The sequence below is a fragment of the Dyadobacter sp. CY327 genome (assembly GCF_021390415.1).
GTDB classification, from domain to species: domain Bacteria; phylum Bacteroidota; class Bacteroidia; order Cytophagales; family Spirosomataceae; genus Dyadobacter; species Dyadobacter chenhuakuii.
The window spans coordinates 94,308-116,224 of record NZ_JAJUXJ010000003.1 but is presented as its reverse complement, the minus strand read 5'-3'; the positions used below and the strand labels follow the sequence as shown (position 1 = coordinate 116,224).

Below are 21,917 nucleotides of genomic sequence, written 5' to 3'. Positions count from 1 at the left end.
CCTTCCTTAAAACCACACAAGCATAAAAAAGGCGACAAGCTTTTTCGCAGCTTGAAATATAGGATTTGCAACTATCATTAGGCTAGGATAATTTCTAGACGAGATTAAACGTAGCGGTGAGAGCAGTGTCCTGTCAGCAACATGCGGCGTGATTGAACGCCAGATTGTCAAAGGCTTGAAGTTTGCTACCACCTGGATGGGGATTGACGGGATATTTCAGTCGAGCTGAACCGTGATTTCTTCCCACCGACCTTTGCCGGATCAGACCTGACCGCGTGGGTTGCAGCCCCTCAGTCAGGGGAAGTGTCCAAGGAAACATTCTTCTATGTCCCTAAATACAGCGAGTTCAGGATGACCGTACGTTTGAGGAAGAGCAGGAGGCCATTTCAAATGATGGTCCTGCTCTCGGCGAAATTATGCTATTAAAGAATTGATTCAATGATATTGAATAGTTCTTGAGACGATTCCGAAAGCTGACGGGAAATATATTTTGAAATATGCTCGTAGAAATCAGTGTGTATCACACTTTTGTATAATGTTTCTAAGCCACCATAAACTGTATCTATAGCAACTATGACAAGGGTAATCCTCAATGAATTCCCGGACAACGGGTATCAAGCTGTTACAGAAGAACAGCGGCATTTTGCCATATCGGCCGTGACTCATCTAGAAGAAATGGTCAATAATCCTGAGTATTTTAAACAATTGGCATCAACAAAGCTTAAAAATATTAAGTTGTTAATTGATCCTGTGAATTGGAAATATCAAGAAGCGACAAACGATGATTTTCACAGAATAATTAGAGCTGGAATTGAAGTAAGGCGTCCAGAGGATATGCATGTACCAGATGATAATGATATTAATATTTATGCAGCTTTAGAAAAACGTGATGAGGGTTCGTTGGGTGGAGTTACTCCGGGTAAAAGAACGATAGTAACTAATATTGAGAAATTTAATGAATGGCTGGAAGATGACAACTGGATATTGCTGGCAGGGCATTGGTTTCATGAATGGTTGCACACCTCCGGTCTATACCACCTAAATCCCGATGTGGCCGATTTTAAAGATGGAGTGTATGTTGCAGCAAACCTGCTGGTTGATGTTGAAGCGCAACGTCAAATTTCATTAGGCGAGAAAGAAAGTTCAGGAATCGTGGATAAAGTCAAGGCTTTCTATGATGCATATGGAATTCCTGAACAATACAGGTGATCAAAATTCTTGAAATCTTAGTACGGTTCTGCAATCCAAAGATGATGGCGGTAGGATTGATCCCCTCTCGTCCATAAACTCTCTGGTGGAGCCGACACTTTATCATTGCAGGGAGAGAAAAGAGAGATAGAGATGACTGAAAAAATGTTATTACTAAAAAATCCCGAACAATTTGATGACGAAGCTGCATTCAAGCAAATGCACTTACTATACAATTATAAGGATGATGACAGTTTCCAATTCACCCGGTGGCAAATGTCAACGGCAATGTATAGTGTCTTTGTGTCGAAACCCGGTAGTAAGCTACTGCCTGCTTCATAAGCTTCCACCATATTCTGTATAGGAGTAATTGATCGTATATACTTGGATAGATTTTGGTTATCAGCTCTTCCAAATATTTCATTTAGCGATGTTTGAGGTGCGTGCGGATGGAAAAATCAACAGGCTCCGTCCACTGGTATACGATCACTAACTCATAGGCAAAGTTTAGTGTAGGAACTTTATTTGAATTAGTCTCTAACCCATTTATGAAATAGCTCACGAGACCGTTGAGCCAAATTTGGTACTTATTTTTACTGATAGTAAATAATAAACGCCACATCTATATCATTCCTTATATCTAGCATTTACCTGCTTAACCCACTAGCTTTTTTTTAACGAATAAACACAAAAGTTTGGGGCATTTAAATCCAGCTTACTAAAAGTCATATTTTAGTTCACAGTTGAAGGAACGTTCCAAAATTTGGACTTATAACTCAACATGGAAGCATACCTTTTCATTATTCATTACTGTTCTTACTGCTCCCATTTTTCTTACATACCATCGGTAGAAATCAGAAAGTATCATCTTTAATGCTCAACAGTTTCTTTGTCGCTTTTGCCGTTGGATTATAAGCTCAGATTAAACTAACCGAATCAATGTCATCGCGTGAAAACTATATTCAGTTTCTCCAACAGCAGAATTTACAGGAAGATGATGTGCTTCCCATTTGGCCGACCGGTTTTGACCAAGATCAGAATGACTTGACAATTGGTCTGCTTATTTTACTTAATCGGAATTTGATTGAGGCAAATACTGCTAAAAACGTCCTTGGCCTATTGCAAAAAAATACCAATGACCTTCTTCAAGTGATGAATGACTACCTGCGGCGGGAGTTGTCGTTTGCAGGCATAAAGAATATTCCTCCAGCCTTTGTTGGCGTTTTTCCTTGGAACAGCTTTAACGGAAGAGCAAAAATGACTAGTAGTGGTCCTCTCATTCTCCTAACAACCGGCTTTATCGAAATGCTTGAAGCTACATCTAACCTTCTACTTGCAGAAAGGGATTTACAGGAAAGAGTGCAACTACTATCAAAGCTTATAATAGATTTCTGTGACAGTGGCGTTATTTCGACAACTAAATCGTTAGACCATCCAAGTTTCAGGGGAGAAGCACAGGCCATTGCTGTAAGTTTGGTTAGCGAATCCGAATTTTTCGTTTTATGCCATGAGTATGGTCACTTGGCAAATGGACATTTTGAGTCTGCTACTTCCACATCAGTTAAAAGTAGGAAAGGAGTGATGGATGTTTTAACTAGCACAAGGCGTAAGGAGTATGAAGCCGATTTTTGGGCTATTAAAGCCATTGTCAAACTTGCTCGCCAAACTAAAAAACCCATAGGACAAGTACGTTGTGGGATCCTATTTTTCTTTTGCTTGGCAAATCTTATAGAAATGTATCTTCGAATATCTGGAAACCTTTCAGAAACTGATGGGCATCCGACTGCGGTTGAAAGAATTTCCCATGCGGAAAAAATGTTAATAGTTTACGGAGCTAACGATAGTGAAATGTGGAATTTTATTACTTCTGCTCACCTGTCCTTATTTAATTTAGTGCATCACAATTTGTTTGGAAAGACTTTGCCTTGGGATGAGATGGCACTTTTACCTCCTGGGTCTAATTAAATCAAAACTTTCATTGTATGGAAATAATACCTAAATCACAAAGTTATAAAGCTGCACTTTTTCAGGCCCACAAGTTTCTAACGCAATTTGGAAGTGAACAGCAACACTTTGCCGTTAGCCCTACTCCGGCAGAATTAGAGCAAGGGGAAGTTATTCGAATTGCACTGGCGAATGCCAACTTGATTCTAAACAGTGCGCTCGAAGCAGCATTTAAGACGAGATTAGGAACCTTAAAAAAGGCAAAGCAGAAACAGCGTGTAATAAATATTCTTCACTTTATTACAGCTTCTGCGTTTGTAAGTCTTTTGAGTAAAGAAAGCCCCGAGGTAATTAAATGGATGGGAGCTGTGGTCGCGCTTATAGCAGGTGTTATCTCATTAACCTTGCCGGAGGGTATTGGGGAACTTGAGAAAAATATAGATGCAGATTCTAAGAAAATCGCGCTATTAACTGGCAAAATTGCTAGTGCACAGTTTAAGCTATCCAAACCAAATGCTGAACTTTCGGACGCTTTATTCGACGAAATATCAAGTACTATCAATGAGTGTGCTGAACTAGCCAAAGAACTAGAACTAATTAGAGTAAAAAGTGAGGCACTAAATTTGTGGTAGTTGGCCTTTGACGATCCATCATAGTTTGATTTCGTCGCGGCTCCTGCAATCCTCTTTTTAGTCTGCTTGGTTTGAAAGGTTAACTCGGACCCCAAAATAACAAATAGTTGTGGCAAGCTCTGACGATAAAATTCCGCCCTAACACTACGAAGTGGGCTACCGTATCATACCTAGTAGCAACTGCGGCAAGTTACGTGAGCTCCTCTGTTGCCATTTTTCAAGAAAGAATATCTAATAATTGCTCGCCGCCTTTATTGAACAATAAACTTATTGATTACCACCGTCGCCTTGCTCTGCCAGCTTCGATTTAAGTTTACTTTTCAACTCAATTAAATCATCTCGTAACATAAGGTATTGCATTGGAGGGAACATTGCCATCTTGCATGGGGATTTATTCTTATCCGTAATTTGGCTGTACTCGTCTTCCCATTCATCTATTTCCGAAACCAAATTGTTTATTGGCTTAATATTAAATTTTGACATCTCCCTTAAAGCGTCATCTGCGTAGATATTTTTTACAAGCATCTTTAGTGAGGTTCCAACTACTGTATTAATCTTAATTGCCTCCGCTACTGCGTCACAATCGTCATGGCTGCGAATATACTTGTCAAATACTTCGTAACCCTTCGTTGATTTTGCTAATAAATCATTGATGGCATCGATCATCGCATGATAACGAACATATTGGCCTGTTGTGTCAATTCCCAAAACCTGATCCCCATTATAACCATTGCTGTCATCTTCCGGATCCTCGCCGAGACCCTCGGAAGTTTTCAGTGTCCTTTCCGATGCATTTGGGTCTTTTCTAAGGTCAAACGCCGCTCTTATCTCCTCATTAGTTATTGCAGTAACGATCGCTATGGCTGTGAGTAGGAGACTTGCAATTCCAATGATATCTCCGTTACTTAAACTAGCCCAGAAATTCGTATTGCCACTCTCGGAAGTTTTTTTGTTTGAAACTGGTTTCTCTGACATTGTAAATGAAGATCAAGAAGGTTAGATTTGTTGCTTAAATAATAGGTTTTAAAACTATACAAAAGCTGAGTGTGTCTTGAATCAAATAACATTAATTGAAGAAATTAATCACCAAAGACTTCCGCATAAAATTTCAAAAATAGATGTCTTCCATGAGTGGAGATTAGCGTTCTTTCCTGCGCACCGAGTTTAGGTTTTTTTCCGTTCAAACAGTCATTATTGAAAAAATATTTGTCTTCCCGAATCACTTGGTAACTGTTTCCATTGCTGCCGAGTCCATCTCCGAAAGGCTGATGACCACAAGATTTCTACTGCCCGCGAGCATGAAACATAAAAAAAGATTCCGCGTTCGCATCGCCCTCTGCTCATCATCATCGTTTGCATTAATAAATTTCCCAAAATTATATTTTTGCTTCCAACTCGTATCATCTATTACAATAAGGACATTTCTAAATTGATCCCCTTTAGTACCGTGCTTGGTGGAGAAAACGGTTTGATTTTGCGTATGCTTGAAGAGTCTCATGATTTCTATGTATGGCAATGACATCACGGAGTTGTAGAGTTCTATGTCACGCTGCTGCCTTTTTCGATCCTCATCAGTCTTTATATTGCTCGGGAGGCAATGATAATCGTCAGATGTATCTCTCGAAGGATTCCGAACATTTAATAATCTGGTTGTCACCCACATACTTGAACACGTCACCGACAGTCCCAGTGCTTCTTAGACCATACAAGTCCTTTAACGCAGCGGAAATACGCTTTTTGTCTTCATGATTTCTTAGTGAAAAGTATGTAGCTTCAGTTGCAGTATATGACCCATAGGCGTTCAGAAACGAAACTACGCCATTGTAATCTCCGTCATGTAGGTAGGAAGCTAAATGCTCCACACCGCTCCGTCGCTCTTTGGATATCTTTCTATCGACTGAACCTAGAAAGAACCGAATAAGGAAATGCTCTCTTTCAGTAGCTGATCGTTGGAAAGTGTAATGCTGACTGCCTTTATCTTTTTTATAATTTTATATATCTAGCAATGTTGAACGCAACACGCCTATTACCAAATTTCAGTACAAAGCAGTTTAATTATGACGTATTATTTTAGATGTATCATCTGGTCCTAATAAACTTAGAATGGGGCATGTGTTGCAATCTAACAAGACATCAATTGCTATCTGAGCACTCATAGAACACTTATCGTTTGATGCCTAAGCATAAGTTAAACAGAAGCACAGACCTTAGCCTTCAAATTCCGGTTCACCTTCAACAACTACAAAAGCGCTGACAATTTTCTCGCCGTTTCTTGTAGGGAATTCGGGTCCAGTAAACGCCTTAAGATCATTTATAATGGCGATTACTCGTTTCCGACTTGGAACAAAATCGATCATCTCGCTTGCATTAGGTAGCGACGTGCATGGATTTATACAACCAACGCTTGAAAGAAATCCCTGACCAGGGTGAATCAAAATTTCCGAGCGACTGCCCGTTCCCACTAGTTCAACACCTGGTTTTGGTTTTGCTGAAGCACTTTCCGAATCGCTATACCCGATGGTAACATACTTTGAGCCAGCTTGTGTAAATAGCTGATAGTGACCTTCTTCTATTCGGCGATTGTTACCTGCTGGCCTGTTAGCTCCTGGGCCGCGGGTCTCTGCGACCATACCTGATAGACCTACTCCCATTTGTTTAACTCCGTTATGGAAGATTTGATATGTGCCAACAGTGCGTCGTTTGCCGTCACTTGGTCTTCTTTGCTCAGACCTCCTTAAAATAAGTAGTTCCCATCCAATTCCCGTTAGTGCCATCGTTGTCTTTATTTTAGGTTACTAAGACTCATGCAATTGTTTCAATGTTTTGTCAACGATACATGTTTTGCGCTGATTTGTAGACTCTTACCTTACTGTCATAAAAGCATTTTGAGAGCAATCTACACGCCTTGTAAGACAAATTACTGCTCTTTTCTTGACATTTTTTATGCTCGGTTTCCTTCCAATAAGGTGTGTCCTTTTGAAGTCAAAATCAACTAATTTATTTACAGAAAAACAGAATTGTTGTCCATTAATAAACAGCTCATTAAAAGGTTGCATATATCTGAGATTAGGGCGCTTCGTGCATTATGAAGGAGAGCTCAGAAAATCAGCATCATGCAGATTTCCGGAACGATAAGTAGATCGTTCCAATCCCTTGCTACAAACTTCTAGGTGCGTAAGTTAACAGTCTCAATCAGTTGTAGTAGAAGATTTCCGCTATTTTCATTCCTATCAAATTTACTACCTTATTTTCCACAATGTTATGGATTATAGTCTGAGAAGCTGCCAGCGCTGGCGAGCAGTTTGGCCAGCATTTTTACAGGCGTGGTCTGCTCAATTCTTAAAGAGCGTCGATTCTTCTTTCGGTAAAACTCTTGCTATCATCTGTTCTTGGGTGGCTTACAAAATCGTCAATCCGACATTATAATTTCTCACTTTCAAGTTTTACCATCCCATGATTGTGCTTAAATTGATTTTTGTTAGAACGCCAAAGGTTAGACGTCGTAGTGGAGGTCGTAAGTTCTGGTCAACTAGATCTTTGGCTTTCTCTGAGTTGTTATTGACATCTGGAAGTTCAAAATAAATGCCACCCACTAATTTGGAGTTATTGGGAAGAAAATATATTCCTATACCGAGATTTACTGTGTTTTGTAAAAGAGTCTTATTACTCGATTTAACTGAGGCCCGTAAATATGGATTCAAGAGAGTATAATTTTTGTATTCGTTATCGAGTTTAAGGCGGACAACTAAATCGATGTCAATATTGTTCAAATATATTTTGGAATAGGTACCTGAGTACCCAGTCAACTTGGATTCTTCGATTAAGCTACTGCTACCGGAACTTTTTGTTGTTTTAATAAAATATTCTTTTTTCTTGAGTTTGGGGAAATTGTTTGACTTGTTTCGGCTCCAACTAAATCCAAGCCAAATGTTTCTCCATTGATAATTTACTCCAAAGCCAAACTGCCAACCTCGGCCTACTTTATCTTCAAAATTCTTCGCCAGATTTACTGTATCGCTTAGAACATAGTGTTTAAACCCAATTGAGCTTATTCCCGCTTTTCCGAAAGCGGTCAACCGGCTGCTGTTTGTAGCTGTAAACCTCTTGTAAAGATTTGATCTGCTCTCAATATAAGCTTTTTTATGATCGGTGTATTCCTTCTTCTTGAGCTTTGCAAAATCTATAATTTGATCGTAAACTAGTTGGGTTACGGGATCTGCGGCTTTGAAGTCTTTAACAACATCAAAGAATTCTTCTATATTAGCACCCGGCATTGCGTTAGTGAATGTTGTCTTTGTCGTGGTGGTTAGCGCATCGGTTGATAATGTTGCTGCGGAAATGTTTATAAAATCTTGAAAGTCGCTTTTGAGATCTGTTCTGAAGCTTGTCTGCCAGTTTGAAAACTTAGTTTGGGCGTTCTTTTCAATGCGCTGTATTTCGGAGGTAGTACCCAGATCGATGGTTATTCCACTATAACCTTTAAGATTACCAGATGGAATGAAGTCACCGGACGAAAATAAATTACCTATTCCTTCCTCATTTTTTACACGTACTTCCGAGCCGAAAATCCATCGAATTTGCTTTGCTTCAACGGCACTATTTAAATTGTTGTAGCCAAAGGATAATTCAGTTTTTCCAATATCAATGCCGACGGCGCTGCCCTTTATTGGGATAGTGCTTTTTCCATCAGCGCTTTGAGTTAGCCCTTGTGACCGAGCCAGAGATGTCCAGGATACTAGGATTACCCACCAAAAAGTCTTCATTTTATATACGTCAAGGAAGTTTTACATCTGGTAGAAATAGCCCACCATTTCCTGACGTTTCAAATTTTAGCTCCTGAGGAGTGGTCCAAACATCTTTTCCATTGGGAATGAATTTAAGCTGGAAGGTTCCGGTTGGAGTGGGACCAATAATACTAGCTTTGATATCGATATAGAATGGCTTCCCGGTGTCCGCGAAAATTTTGCCACTGGTTTTAATAGGCGCGACGGGAGTTCCATTGATATCAACAGACAAGATAGTGACACTGCTCAACGTAAATGTATACTCGAAGTTATCGGTAGCGCCTGACGCCGATGTGACAAAACGGTGAAATAGTCTGCTGCTATGGCGAACATATATTTTCTTCGCCATTGATCCTGATAGCCTCGCTATCCGTGAAGCTTCCTTTTTTGCCTTACGACGAGATTTAGCCATATTTTTGTAAGTGTTGGGAGGATCAACCAAAAACAAGTAACGTAGTCAATACCCTTAAATAAATAAAAGGTTTAATGGATTGATCTGCAGCATACTGTCATTGTTATATTAGACAAAAATAACGCGTAGTTCTTAGTTCCATTTACCGCTAAATAAGTATCATCATCATCATCATCGTCATCATTTTGTTTCACTTAAAATTTCGCGTTCCTCAACTAAAAATAGGCACTTTGAAATGTGGTAAATAATAATTATTTGCATTTAATCTGCGTCTTTATGTATTGCACTTATTAACTGCCCATCCAGCCATGAGCGGAATTCTATGAATATACGTAGGGAGGCGACCATTTCTATCCCAAACGATATTGAAACGGTTAACAAGGCGTAATTGTGACTAGGATATCTATATCATAAAGTCTATTAACTTACGAGAGTTGTTGGGTGCGTACAGTTATATATACTAATACTTGCCGTCTCCGTGAAAATACAATCGCGCTGTCAGACTCAAATTTCACAGTGGCAAACGTGGTAAGCCTTTTCAATGTTGCCAGAATGTTGTTCTAATAATTATTAAACGGCAGTTGCGATGGTTTATCCTTTATTAATTTAGTTGTTCTCAAGCAGCTTATCGTTTGGTTGCTTTACCCTTTTCCAATCCTGGCAATATTGCCATCTATATCAAGTCACCCTGTCTATGAAACTACATTTGTTGGACATGGGGCAAACCAAATACGGTGATTGCCTTTTGCTCGAAAATAATGGACGAAGAATACTGATTGATGGCGCTCATCCCGGAGATACAAACGCTATCCGCAGTCAGTTAAGAAAGCTCTTTAGTTCAGAGCCTCCTTTCTCTGTTGATTTGTTGATTGTTACCCATTGCCATAGTGATCATATCGGTTGTTTGCCAGACCTTATTGGGCTTGGGCAGCTCACTGCTGTTACAGCACTAGTGGCAGATGAGAATCTAGGCTTCGGCAGGACTTCGTCGGGAGATGTTGCTGCGGACCGGGCTGGAAGTGCAGTAGCCAAAATGTTGATCCCTGCACTACAGGAAGAGGATTTTTCCGACCTTCCGGATGAAGACCTGGAACAATTTATTGATGATGCTGCAACACTGGAATCCAAATACCTAAGAATGCTCTCGCGACTGGAGACAGACGGTACCCGGATTTTCAGATACGGACGGGATTTTGCTATAGGAGATCAGACAACTAGCAATGAACTGACGGATTTTGAGCACGATTTCAGCGATTTTGGATTAAAGATTCTTGGTCCTTCGCTACCGCATTTATTCAAATGCGCAGAAGTGATATCCAATGCAAGTGACATCTTCCCCGCTGGTGTTGACAATGCTTTGGCAGGTGACGACGTTGTTCCGATTACAGACCTTTATCGTTCATTGAGTCAGCGCATTGAACAGGACGTGGCTGCGGGCTTGGATAGACCCGGACTTGGTGCAGCCAAAAATAACCAGAGTATTGTTATCAAGGTGGGTGATCAGCAATTTTCCGCCTTACTGGCAGCAGATATGCAACTGGCCAAGGCTGAGGTTTTGGGATTAAATGACTTGATGAAAGAGCTACTGGACGAAATCAAACGGCAAGGCCCTTATCATTTTGTGAAACTAAGTCATCATGCAAGCTATAATGGGTTTAATGAAAGGGTGCAGCAAGCTTTGGGAGAAACTAAAATGTTTGCCCATACCGGCGGACGCCGTGACGCCTCACATCCTGACGAGGATGTGCTGGCGTTACTGGAAAGCAATGCCTCCGGATTGCTGTTTGCAAGAACGGACAGAAACGGCATCATTACTGTTTCGACAGATGGAGGGACCCCGAGCATGACAGTTTCTAGGGGTCGGCTAAATGATTACAGCCCTAACACAGTTTCTGATGAACCCGTGTCATCAGAAATAGTAATGCCGTTAGCAGTCCAAGGAGGCCAGCAGGTTCCGATCGTCCCAGCGACCATGACGCAAGAATTTGTCAAGGTGACTGCAAAGATTCCGCACGGAAATACCAAAGTTACACTGACCATCCAAGTTGAAAAAGCGGATAAGGATGGAGTAGTCATTTCGTCTGAAAAACCTCCAGATCAGGTTCCTAAAAGGTTGCTGCCAGGAATTCTGTTTGTAACCTGCTTGGAAAAGCTGTCCAGGAATCTGGGCCAGACCGTCACTTCCCAGGTTATGAATTATGTTTCAGGTAATTTAGGCGCTCAAATACTAGATGTTGGTGTGAATCTGAATTCACCCATCCAGATCACTAATCTGATTCGTGATAAATTAAAAGTTGGCAACTTTGAGGGCGTTGTCCTGTTGGGGGGGTACGATATTATCCCCGCGCAGCGTCTGGATGTACTCAACAGATCGCTTCGTCAGGAGCTTGTACGTACTAATCAGCTGGGGGGGGACGCAGATGGTTTTTTCGTTTGGAGCGATGATGTCTATGGTGACTGGGACGGAGATCTGCTTCCAGAGCTGCCGGTGAGCCGAATTCCAGACGGGAAAGACCCCGTGCTGTTGCTAAATGCGCTGGCGGCTCAGGAATTTTCATCAAACAGTTGCTTTGCGATTCGAAATAGCGCACGTCCTTTTAGTGACAGTGTATTCAATGCTATTCCAGGGAGCAGGGGAGCACCAAATATTTCCGAACTCTTTGAATCTAAGGATGTGAAAACGAATGCAGCTCAGGGGGCAGTTTATTATATGCTTCATGGCTCTGATGAAGATGGTTCAAGGTTTTTTGGCGAAACCCAGGATGGTGAGATGGTTGTGGCTTTTACGGCAAGGAACGTTCCAAGTTTCGTCGCCGGTACAATTGTTTTTACTGGATGTTGCTGGGGTGCATTGACTGTGACAGAACGTGCCGACCGGAGCAGCGACCTCTCGAGCTTCACTTCCAAGGAGGTTGAGGGTTCTATCGCCTTAACTTATCTTAGAGCGGGTGCAATCGCCTTTGTCGGCTGCACCGGTTCTCACTATTCTCCATTGCATGAACCATTCGACTACTATGGAAGGCCGATGCATGATCACTTCTGGCGGGAAATTCGACGCGGAACTAAGCCTTCGCAGGCGTTGTTTGCTGCTAAGTTGGCGTATTTACAGAAAATGCCGCATAGGATGAAGGATGCTTACAGCCAGGCGGTGGAACTCAAAATTCTACGCCAGTACACCTGCCTGGGACTGGGATGGTAATTTGGAAATGAATCTTTTTGTCTGTATATTCGGTCATACTATTGAAATAATCACTATGGTATCGCAAAATTTGAAGAATGTCGTAGCCCGCACAATGAGCAAAATGGAAGTTGTTCCGGTGCGGCGTGCAAGAGTAGCTGTGATAGCCTCTGACAGTCAAAACTCCGGTGTTTCCATTGACGAACTGAAAGATAAGTATTTCAGAAAGTCAGGACAAGATTCCGGCATTCGTAGACATCAGGTTGTGCCCGAAGAAAATAATAGTGTAGAGGTGGCAATCATTCGAAAAAAAGGAACTGGACAGGACAGCGGTAATGCATCTGAGAGTAGAACGGTTATTTACTCGGATAAGGATGGGATGATTGGGTCTCAGGGTTAAAATCACATAACATTAATTTTTAAGGATCGTTTGCCTGGCAGATGATCCTTTGTTTTTTTGTCGCCTTATCTTTTGAGGCCTATTTCATTGAGATAAAGAATTGGATTTTGTATACTTGAGCTGTCATACGATATCACGTATTTCCATTTGTGTGTCGCCCACTCACATAACTTGATAGTCAGATGTTTATTTAAGTATCAGTAAATTTACTTCGAAGTGTAGCTAAATAAATCCAGCAAAGCGATTTGATGAGCATTTTGAGCTAAATCTTAGATGCTCATTTGAAGAAGGTTGAGCATCTAGAGCTCTTACTTTTTTATTATTGACGAATAATGAGGCAACCTTAACTGTAGAAATCAAAATATAGATTCAAATTTCTCGATTGACCGGGCAGAACATCGGAAAATCTAATACAAACCTTCTTATAATCCGACGGGGAGCTCACTACGACTACACCATTCCCGCTAAGGCGCGGTACGATTGCCCGCGGCCCCATTATTGACGACTAATAGATTACTGGCTCTTTACTTCAAGTTGCCAGTGATCAATTTTTAACCCGGGAATAAAAGGAAATCTAATCGGACAGTAGCGACGTTATATCTGCTTCCGAAAGCATAGCTTTACCGTTTTGCTGTATTTGTTGGCTATTCAAGAAAGCCCCGTTTCCTGACTTCTTGATAAGGATGTAGACAACATCCGCGACGGGGCCACCCTTCTTTGGGCTTCCCGGGATATGAAGTTGTTTCGCCAGGTTAATAGACCCCTCCCCAATTTTGCCCCCAGGCCCAACATCGGCGAAGATAGCATAGCATCTCAAACCATTTTTCTTATTGACCACCAAAGCAAGGTCACCGAGCTTAAATCCTGTTGAGAACTTCGAAGGAATGGCAACGTAAGGAATTTCCCCGGAATCAACATATCTCAAAGGGTCCTTCATCTTTTTCGATTTGTCGACAAGTGATGTTGATGAAACGTAATAACCCGGTGCGGGATCACTAGCTGATTGGACTACCGGAATTCCATCTTTTTTACCAGTGTTGGTCACGATTCCCCACCAATTACCGGGTTTTCCAGCATTTGCCAGGAAGTCAAGGGCTACATTATCATTTTTATGATAGGCCTTGGCGGCTCCGTCTGCATCGAAGGCAAAGCCTGCTCTGAAGATGTAAACACCTTTGCTCTCGACTTCGTAAACCTTTACGGATCCAAAGGTCTTGTAAAGCGTTTTACCCGGCTGACCGGAAGCGAGAAAAGGTAGCAAAATTAGTAGCGAAAACAGTTTAGGTTTCATTTCCAACCGAGTTTAGAAGGTGCACAAAGTTACATTTTTGGAAGGGTACTTACGCGATCATTGACTCGCCATGGGGAAACGTCGCTTTTCATTCTTCGGATGACGTTCTTTACATAGCGGATGTTCTGGAAAGACGCGGAAAACCGAATAGTACGAATTCTTTTGTGACGAAGACAAACTGATTGGTTGTTTCGTAGGTCCGCCGCTTGTATTCCTCCGCGCTTACACCGGAGCAAAACAAACATGCGTCATAACCCGTCAATTTCGGGTCGTTTTCTTGTAGCGACAAGAAATCACGAACAATATATTCGCCCAGTTTCGGGTGAACGATCCCGGCGGAGGGCGCAACAGGTGTTTTCGATCTAATTAATAGTCAACAATTTATATGCGTTTAAATATTTGACTCACCGGATTACGCACCTAGTTTCTTTCCAAGCAAAGATGGCCCAAATTTAGAGATAAGCTGGGTTAAATAAAAGACCATCCTTGTATTTCACTTTCTGGGTCTAGGTTTCTCGCCATACTCACCGAAGTGTATATTTGGCGAGTGCTAATCTTACAATTGATCTAAGGAATGGCATTAGCAATGCTCGCTAAACCGCCTTTTCCGTAAAGCAATACGGCTATTTTTTTCAGTGCATGGATTATAGCATCACTTCCTTTACAGGAAATGAAAATCCATGGGAAAATTGAGGTTCTCCCGGTTTTTAGACGGTTGAAAGTTGAGTTTCCAGTGCTTTTTCGACCGAATAATAAATATTAAAAATTTATAAATGTATTGTCAACAATAATCGAGTTATATGGATTATATTGGATCGAACGTTGACCCACAAGTTATGAAAGATTTGATAAGCGATAGCACGAAGTTGCTAGCTCCATCCCGTTTAATTTGTACACATTTCAACTTGCAGTTCGTCAGAATAGGTTGAATGTGACCTGTTTTAGCAATTAGGATGTTTGTCCTTCGATCTTTATGTTTCCTGAAATTATTGGCTTTGAATATTTTGGGTGTAATGTAATTAACCGATATTTTTTATTCGGCAAATAAGTCTCTATTACTTGCACGTTAATTTATTCAATCCATGTTTGCCATACGACAGCGATAGCTATTGCGATAGGGCTTGTTCTTGTGTATTTTATTTACAGCCTGCTGATTAACATAATTGGAGAAATGATAGTAAACTGGATGGGTACGCGAGTTCGTACACTACGTTAGAGAATTTCCAATCTCCTTACTAATCATCGACCTTTATCCAATAAAATAATCTTTCGCAAATGCTTGCTGATCTATTTATGAAAGACCCTTGTAGTTTTCTAAATCTTTGGGAAACATGTACTGAAAAGCAGGACGAAATATAAGGTTTATCAAGGAGCTAATGGACGATTACAAGATTAAGAAAATATTGCACTCTACATGTGTTAGCACCAAAAATCTAAAAGAAATAAAATTTCACTAGATAACGTAGATTAATAAATTATGGATTTGGTATTGATAGTAGTTAGAAATGAGTAATTTTTTTGTGTAAATACTTAGAGTGAAATTATCATTTTTATGGAATATAAAACTTCCGAACTAATTATAAATTGGTTACGCACTAATAGGTGCGTATGGTATAGTGTTAACGGAAACTCTACGAGTGATCGCGCAAACTATTAAACTGACTTATATGAAACAGACAAATTTCCCTAATAAGCAAAACGGATGGACTGCTCGATATTACGACCAACGTAAGGAAGTTTTTACACATTTTGTTTTGTCCAACATACAAGCTAACTCCTGATAAAACCCAAAGAAGCACTTTTCCAAGCACTCTTAATATATTCACCGACAAAATTCAATAGTCATGTGCACTTGCAAACAAAAATCAAAAAAACCAGCCGGAACACCCGGCAATTTTAATTATGTCTTTAGTTGCACTAATGACGACGGAACAAAAACGGAAATCAAAGTAACTGCTGGGAACGATAATGAAGCCAAGCAATTAGCAGAACTAGAATGTGATGAATCCAAATCCTTTGGACTCTTGAAAACGATTAGAGATTTAGACTTGAAAGGAGTAGTCTATACTGGATTTATGTTCCCAGACAATAATGTCCCTGGTCATGTTTTGCTTGTCGCAGCAAAGGACAAGGTGTATTCATTCAATAAAAATGACATTTTAAGTGAAGTAAAACTACCTACTGGTATGTTTTCGCTTGAAATTAGAAATGGAAGTGCAGGTTATCTAAGCAGTCCTTTCATCGTTGGCTCCTCTACTGTTAATTTTCAAAACATCACGGACCATCTGGTCACTGCAACTCCAAAACCACAAAAAGGAGACCCGAGACTTGCAACGAATAAAGATATTTCAGCATTAAAAAAACTAAAACCACTCGCAAGAACAATTGCATCTGCTGCTGCAAATTGGACAATGCCAAATGGTGTATGTACCTTGGGCAGCACTCCTCCAAATAACTGTGCTCATTATCTATCAGATGCATTTATAAAAGCAGGCTATAGCGAATTGATAAGAAAAAATAGTGAAGGTGGAGGGATTTTTACTCAATGGTGCGACACAATTACTCCTCCTTATCAGTATAAAGAGAACGCAAGACCAATAAGAGCATTGGATATGAAAAACTGGTTTAACTCAATTTCCACAAAACGAGAAACAACTAAGCAGAGCGGTAGGGGATTTTGGGCAGTGTATCAAAAACGACAATCAGATGGACAAGAGCATGTCTTGATCTATGACAGCGACAATGATGTTGTTTATGGAACCGGAGGCATAGGCTACTGGACATGGAGCCAATTTTTCTATCAATGGTAGGATAACTATCAATTAAACATTATGGCAGAAAACATCTACAACAAAACACGAAGAAATTTTATCAAATTAACTTCCATGGGCGTGTTTGCCTTACACCCCACAATTTCCGCTTTAGCAAGGTGGTTAAAAGTTGATAATACAACTGTAAAGAAATGTTTTTATAATGATGAATTCCACTACTTTGGAAACAATCTTACGAATCTCCATTTCTATTTTATAAATGCAAAAATTGAAGGGAAACTATTAAAAAAACTCCCAAACACAGATAAGGCATTTATGGTTGTAAAAATACCACAACAACACGTTTCGGAAGAACTAATTAGAGAACAGAAATTTGAAGATGAGTATTCAAATACTTCCAAAAGAACTGAATCAAAAATTTCTGGATTTTCATTTTTGTCATTCAGACTTTTCCCTACTAATGTAACTGTTGAGTCGCAGGTCAAAGGTAGGGTAACGCTTACAACAAAAAGACAAACATTTATTGATTTAAGCGATATCAATAATCTCTTGAATTGGAACAACTCAACAATATATGAACTCTTGATTCCTGTAAAAGAAGATTATAAAGAATTTACAAATGTAAATTGGCAAGATTTTGAGAAAAACAACGAAACATCAGTTTCTGATGATGAATCAAATCCTTCACAAGGGTATATCTGTTCTCTTTACCAAAATATTTGCAAAACTGTATTTAAGGAAGCTAGCTTCCCGCTAACTGTTTTAGAAATACCGGAAGGGTTGTTGGCCTCTCCATACAGCGAAAATGGTAAAACCTTGTTCGCTGATACATATGGAATTCCTAAAACAAGATTTGTTTATAATGGCTCAAGGGGGAAAGTAGTACGAACGGTTGAAGAAATATGGTCGACACAATTATTTTTTGATACAGTAGAGGGGCATAAAAGCCCGCCATTAAGAGGTGTTGGTTATATTCCAAGAAAGAATACAAAGCCAAAAAGAGATAATAGTGATTGTCCTGACGAACCAATTACCTATTTGCCGACTTTACTTGATAAAAATGAAGTTGTTTACCTGACAAGTTTAGGAAGAGGAAACAACACTGCTAAGGAATGGAATATTGAAACACGAGGCTTGACATTGACTGGATTGGGTGCCATTGCAAAGTTCCAATACAAAAACTTCAATCCTCCAAAGGGCTCTGACTTAGCCGAATATGAGCATCATTTTACTTTGGGTAGAGATGAATATATTAAGGTGGCCAGAATAGGAGTAATTTCTGTTACCGGTCAAAAAGCATTACATATAAAAATTGGGCAAAGAAATATTAAGAATGGAATATCATACATGGAATTCAAAGAGTATATTGAAATTATCCAGAAAGATATTTCATACTTTGATAATAATCTTTTCGTAAAAGATGAACCAAATAAAAAAGAGCCTTACAATTACATCCAGGCAAGAAGATATCCTCCATCCTCCCAAAAAGATGGTACTATACACAGTTATGATGACATTTATGATGGAGATAGTAATTCAAATGATGCTAACGATGTATGGATAGATAAAGCGATTTGGAACCAAAATATATTGCCCGACAAGTGGAATACACACTATAAAAGATGGGCTTTTGTAAAAATTAGCTCAATTAAATCAGTTTCTCCTCCTATAATTACATTAAAAAATGATGTTAAGCCAGATACCATTATTGATTGTGGAGAATGCTCGCCGAATAATCCTTTTGCCTTCTGGCCTATTTCAGAAACTGATAAATCTGATGTCTATTTAGATTTCAAAGGGCTTGACTGGAATAACAAGGAGATACATTTTTCCAGCACTTTTTTATTCATTCGAAAGTCTCTCATCGAAACTGGCTTGAACGATAACTGCATAAAAGCAATTTACGAAAATTTTTCTTCGAAGGATAGAATTGAAAGAAGACAGATCAGGTTTGTTGATTCTCAGGTCGCCTATACTTCGGATTACTCAAACATAACTGGAGATAAGGCAGAACTATCCAATAAATCGAATGTTGCCAAAACTGATTACATTGAATATTATTTCAGCCTTTGTAAAGAGCCTTTGGGTGAAACTTTAGAGTTTAAAGCAAATAAAATCCAGCCATCGGGGCAGAATGTCCAACTAGAATCGATTTTCAATGAACGATTTTTTCCCTTATTCCCCCAAGTAAAAAGGGCTCAACTTTATGTAGAAAACATTCAGGGTTATACTTCTGAACCAATACCTTCAATTATTGAGTATAATGATGAATTTATCAATTATGGTTTTGAAAGGAAGAAACTTGTTAAGGGTGTTGAAGTTGTTTACAACAAGGCAAGATTAATATTTAATCACACAGAGAATTTTGTAAAAAACACGGATAAAATACTTGATTATGTCGATGGAAAATGGCTGGAAAGAAAATCGGATGGATACAGAAGAATAAAACAAATTTTCAGTGGTGCAGGTAGCGCAATTGGAGGGCTAGTTAATCCTGACTTTGATATTCAATCTATTGGTCTTGTCAAGCAAAGCTTAGCCGTTGGAAAGCAAATAAATAAAAAATACGAACAGGCAACAGAATTTACTGATAAAATTGAAAAATTCAATCCTTCTGACCTACTTCGACAAACGCCCGAAATATTTAACGGAATAAGTTTAATTGATATTCTGCAAGAGGTGTTTCCTGATTATGAAGCCCCTATTAATGATATAAAAAATGTCGTTTCAAAAATTGATACGGTAAAGAACGAACTGTTAGACAATCCAATTTATCTTGAGATAAAAGCTGACTTGAAGTATATTAATGATAGAGTATTAAGATTCCAAGAGATAATAGAAGACCTTCAAAGAAATATAGACAACACACAGGATGAAATCAAGGGATTAAAGGATAAGTTTAATAGAGAGTTTTTAGCTTCTGAAATTGAAAAACTGGTTAGTAGCGAGGTTTCTAAATGCAAGATTACATTTCTTAAAGAAGCCAATTCAGTGGCAAATATTGCAAATGCTAAGAAGGATGAATTACTCGATTATTTGACCACTGAGTTGCTTAGTAAAGCTGAAGCAATATATCCGTATCACCAGATACTTAATGATTCAAAGGTGCTTTTGGCGAATATGAAGACAAATGCCCCTGGCCTCACGGGAATAATTGAAACTTACATCAAGGACTTTATTAATGACACACAATACTTGCTAATTGATATTGGTAAGGTTAAGAAAGATGAAATCTTAATTGAATACAGTAAAGTTAAAGCAGGAATAGATGACTTAATTAAGTCTTCATACGATGCATATTTGGCATACTCTAATGCGTTAAACGAAGAAATTAAGACGTGGGATGACTATCAAACTTCTATTCCCCAAGATATGGAAGCTAAATACAATATGTATTTAAGCAAGAAATTGATTTCATTAAAAGCCTCTGATGAATATAAGAAAATTGAACACGACTTAAAAAGGAGAAATGAAAGGACACAGAAGCTTATTGACGAATTAAGAAAAGATGAGTACAGGACAGAGTATGAGAAAATAAAACATTTTGAACAAGATATATTAAAGATTCAAAATTCAATCTCCTACCTTAATTCCATTGTTGACACAGTTAACATACCTCACCTTGTTGATACTTTCAATAAATCTATACAAGATATTAAAACATTCGAATCAAAATTGAATAATGCTCTGCTGCCTTCGGTAAGAGCGGCGATAGACAAGGATTTTAAAGACAACATATTAAGTAATAGAAAAACGCTCGAAGCACATTATAAATCAAAATACGATACTGACAGAAAAAACTTTGACAAGCTAATCTCAGAGAGTGAAACAAAATTAACTCAGTATTTAAATTCAGTGGGGCAAGAGAGCATTGACACTGTTTTGAATTCCATTGGCTTGCCAGATTTTAGGAAGCTTAAGGATGATATTCTTGCTAAGGAGTCCGAATTTAAAAATAAAATGCAAGAGCAACTTAGGGAAAGAGTGAACTATGAAAGCTTCCTCAAAAAACAGGTTGATTCTGCGGGTAAAGAAATCATTGAATTAATAAAAGAAAAAATTGATGAAAAGGAAAGGGACATATTAAACGACCCAGGAAACCAAGAACTGATATATGCTTTTGTAAAAGGAAAAGAACTTCTTAACATACTTACTTCTCTTTCAAAAAAAGAAATTAATTACACGTGGCAAACATCCTCCTTTAAAAATGCAGACTTTGGAATTGTTTCATTTCTAGCTTCAAGCAACCCTAAAACATCTCTTTCGGTACAAGTCACGAATACGACTTATTTTCAACCAAATAGATTCCCGGCAGTTGTTCAAAAGGTAGATTTTCTCGCCGAAAATAGGTTAAATAACTTTGGTATTAGCTTACTTAAAGCAATAATAGTCAATTTTAATGAAGTATATTTTGTAGCAGGAACAAATCAAAAACAAAAGTTTGAAGTAAAGATCAGAGATGTCCAGTTTGCAGGTGCTTTTTCCTTTGTTCAAGCTCTGGAAGGTCTATTCAAGAAGTTGCTTGGGGATAATTTCTCCGTGAGAATACAGCCTCATAAAGTAGATATAGAATACTTATTGCCTATTCCATTTATTGGGGCTCCTTCCTTCGGATTTAGGGACATTTTGTTCAGAGTTCTTTACACACTACATTTTACCAATAGACCTATGGAATTGGGTGTAGGTATCGGCTCCCCAGAAAATAAAACAAAACTTTCTGTTGGCATATACACAGGATTCTTTCACTTTTTCGTAATCGGAAACCCTAAACAGGGAATCACTTTGATTGAAGTTAGTATTGAATTTGGTGGCTATTTTGGTTTGAGTCTTGGACCATTAAGAGGTGAGGTAAAACTTGCTGTTGGGCTATATTACAGAAAAGACCAAACAGGTGTGACTATTGAAGGCTATTTCCTTGTTGAGGGGAGAGTCAAACTTTGGTTTATAATGATTACGGCCCGTTTTTATATGGGCGTAAAAAGTCAAGGTGGATATGTGGAAGGAAGATGCACCGTGTCTTACGAAATTCGTTTGGGTAGATTTTTTAAAAGGTCATTCTCTGCCTCTTATTATAAAAAGTTAGCGGGTGCACAGCCAGCTAACAATAATTCGGGAAGTATTCAAAAAGCTTTTGAAACTTATGAAAAGGTAAACGGAATCTCTGTATTATCCCTTGGTTCATTAAGTGTCGAAACAGAAACCTTGAAAAAGCACAAAAGAGCTTTTGATGAAGAGCTGGCTGCTCCAGTTGAACGCTTTGTTAAACCCTTAACTCAAACAGAGTGGGATACATTCATTAACTCTTACATCGATTAAA

Annotated in this window: 12 protein-coding genes and 1 pseudogene; 7 read left to right on the top strand and 6 right to left on the bottom strand. The window is 39.0% G+C overall.

Features of this window, described 5'->3' with window-relative positions; translation table 11 throughout:
* Window positions 1-573: 573 nt before the first annotated feature.
* The 3 genes from LZG74_RS11305 (at window position 574) to LZG74_RS11295 (ending at window position 3,764) form a co-directional block, all read left to right on the top strand.
* A complete protein-coding gene (locus LZG74_RS11305; protein ID WP_233796691.1) occupies window positions 574-1,209 on the top strand; it encodes a hypothetical protein in 636 nt (211 codons plus the stop codon).
* A 918-nt stretch (window positions 1,210-2,127) separates the two neighbouring features.
* Window positions 2,128-3,153 (top strand): hypothetical protein, encoded by a 1,026-nt coding sequence (locus LZG74_RS11300; RefSeq protein ID WP_233796690.1) that lies wholly within the window; start codon window positions 2,128-2,130, stop codon window positions 3,151-3,153.
* Window positions 3,154-3,170: 17 nt separating this feature from the next.
* Window positions 3,171-3,764, top strand: coding sequence for a hypothetical protein (locus tag LZG74_RS11295; RefSeq protein WP_233796689.1), 594 nt, complete (start codon window positions 3,171-3,173; stop codon window positions 3,762-3,764).
* A gap of 267 nt (window positions 3,765-4,031) precedes the next feature.
* Here LZG74_RS11295 and LZG74_RS11290 read toward each other — a convergent pair whose 3' ends face one another.
* The 4 genes from LZG74_RS11290 to LZG74_RS11275 all read right to left on the bottom strand — a co-directional run bounded on the left by LZG74_RS11290 (window position 4,032) and on the right by LZG74_RS11275 (window position 8,960).
* Window positions 4,032-4,739: a hypothetical protein gene (locus LZG74_RS11290; RefSeq protein WP_233796688.1), complete on the bottom strand. Its 708-nt coding sequence runs from the start codon at window positions 4,737-4,739 to the stop codon at window positions 4,032-4,034.
* A gap of 1,232 nt (window positions 4,740-5,971) precedes the next feature.
* The gene (locus LZG74_RS11285; RefSeq protein WP_233796687.1) at window positions 5,972-6,538 is read right to left on the bottom strand and encodes a hypothetical protein; all 567 of its coding nucleotides are present in this window, start codon (window positions 6,536-6,538) and stop codon (window positions 5,972-5,974) included.
* 669 nt (window positions 6,539-7,207) lie between these two features.
* A complete protein-coding gene (locus LZG74_RS11280; protein ID WP_233796686.1) occupies window positions 7,208-8,527 on the bottom strand; it encodes a hypothetical protein in 1,320 nt (439 codons plus the stop codon).
* Window positions 8,528-8,537: 10 nt separating this feature from the next.
* Window positions 8,538-8,960: a hypothetical protein gene (locus tag LZG74_RS11275; protein ID WP_233796685.1), complete on the bottom strand. Its 423-nt coding sequence runs from the start codon at window positions 8,958-8,960 to the stop codon at window positions 8,538-8,540.
* A gap of 694 nt (window positions 8,961-9,654) precedes the next feature.
* On the opposite strand from LZG74_RS11275, the pseudogene LZG74_RS26530 reads away from it, so the two are divergent.
* A pseudogene (locus LZG74_RS26530) lies at window positions 9,655-9,888 on the top strand (MBL fold metallo-hydrolase); the annotation flags it as partial.
* A gap of 952 nt (window positions 9,889-10,840) precedes the next feature.
* Here the strand turns inward: LZG74_RS26530 and LZG74_RS26525 are convergent.
* Window positions 10,841-10,894 (bottom strand): hypothetical protein, encoded by a 54-nt coding sequence (locus LZG74_RS26525; protein ID WP_409014471.1) that lies wholly within the window; start codon window positions 10,892-10,894, stop codon window positions 10,841-10,843.
* Between the two features lie 1,320 nt (window positions 10,895-12,214).
* Here LZG74_RS26525 and LZG74_RS11265 point away from each other — a divergent pair.
* A complete protein-coding gene (locus LZG74_RS11265; protein ID WP_233796683.1) occupies window positions 12,215-12,538 on the top strand; it encodes a hypothetical protein in 324 nt (107 codons plus the stop codon).
* Between the two features lie 574 nt (window positions 12,539-13,112).
* Here the strand turns inward: LZG74_RS11265 and LZG74_RS11260 are convergent.
* Window positions 13,113-13,829: a glycoside hydrolase family 75 protein gene (locus LZG74_RS11260; RefSeq protein ID WP_233796682.1), complete on the bottom strand. Its 717-nt coding sequence runs from the start codon at window positions 13,827-13,829 to the stop codon at window positions 13,113-13,115.
* Between the two features lie 1,844 nt (window positions 13,830-15,673).
* On the opposite strand from LZG74_RS11260, the gene LZG74_RS11255 reads away from it, so the two are divergent.
* The gene (locus LZG74_RS11255; protein ID WP_233796681.1) at window positions 15,674-16,639 is read left to right on the top strand and encodes a hypothetical protein; all 966 of its coding nucleotides are present in this window, start codon (window positions 15,674-15,676) and stop codon (window positions 16,637-16,639) included.
* A 21-nt stretch (window positions 16,640-16,660) separates the two neighbouring features.
* Window positions 16,661-21,916 carry a hypothetical protein gene (locus LZG74_RS11250; RefSeq protein ID WP_233796680.1) on the top strand — a complete coding sequence of 1,752 codons (5,256 nt, stop codon included), beginning with the start codon at window positions 16,661-16,663 and terminating at the stop codon, window positions 21,914-21,916.
* Window position 21,917 lies beyond the last annotated feature (1 nt).

Bases quoted from the DNA above. Each gene is read 5' to 3' on its own strand.
- LZG74_RS11275 (WP_233796685.1), bottom strand. From the start codon at position 8,960: ATGGCTAAATCTCGTCGTAAGGCAAAAAAGGAAGCTTCACGGATAGCG.
- LZG74_RS11300 (WP_233796690.1), top strand. From the start codon at position 2,128: ATGTCATCGCGTGAAAACTATATTCAGTTTCTCCAACAGCAGAATTTA.
- LZG74_RS11295 (WP_233796689.1), top strand. From the start codon at position 3,171: ATGGAAATAATACCTAAATCACAAAGTTATAAAGCTGCACTTTTTCAG.
- LZG74_RS11265 (WP_233796683.1), top strand. From the start codon at position 12,215: ATGGTATCGCAAAATTTGAAGAATGTCGTAGCCCGCACAATGAGCAAA.
- LZG74_RS11305 (WP_233796691.1), top strand. From the start codon at position 574: ATGACAAGGGTAATCCTCAATGAATTCCCGGACAACGGGTATCAAGCT.
- LZG74_RS11260 (WP_233796682.1), bottom strand. From the start codon at position 13,829: ATGAAACCTAAACTGTTTTCGCTACTAATTTTGCTACCTTTTCTCGCT.
- LZG74_RS11290 (WP_233796688.1), bottom strand. From the start codon at position 4,739: ATGTCAGAGAAACCAGTTTCAAACAAAAAAACTTCCGAGAGTGGCAAT.
- LZG74_RS11250 (WP_233796680.1), top strand. From the start codon at position 16,661: ATGGCAGAAAACATCTACAACAAAACACGAAGAAATTTTATCAAATTA.
- LZG74_RS11255 (WP_233796681.1), top strand. From the start codon at position 15,674: ATGTGCACTTGCAAACAAAAATCAAAAAAACCAGCCGGAACACCCGGC.
- LZG74_RS11285 (WP_233796687.1), bottom strand. From the start codon at position 6,538: ATGGCACTAACGGGAATTGGATGGGAACTACTTATTTTAAGGAGGTCT.
- LZG74_RS11280 (WP_233796686.1), bottom strand. From the start codon at position 8,527: ATGAAGACTTTTTGGTGGGTAATCCTAGTATCCTGGACATCTCTGGCT.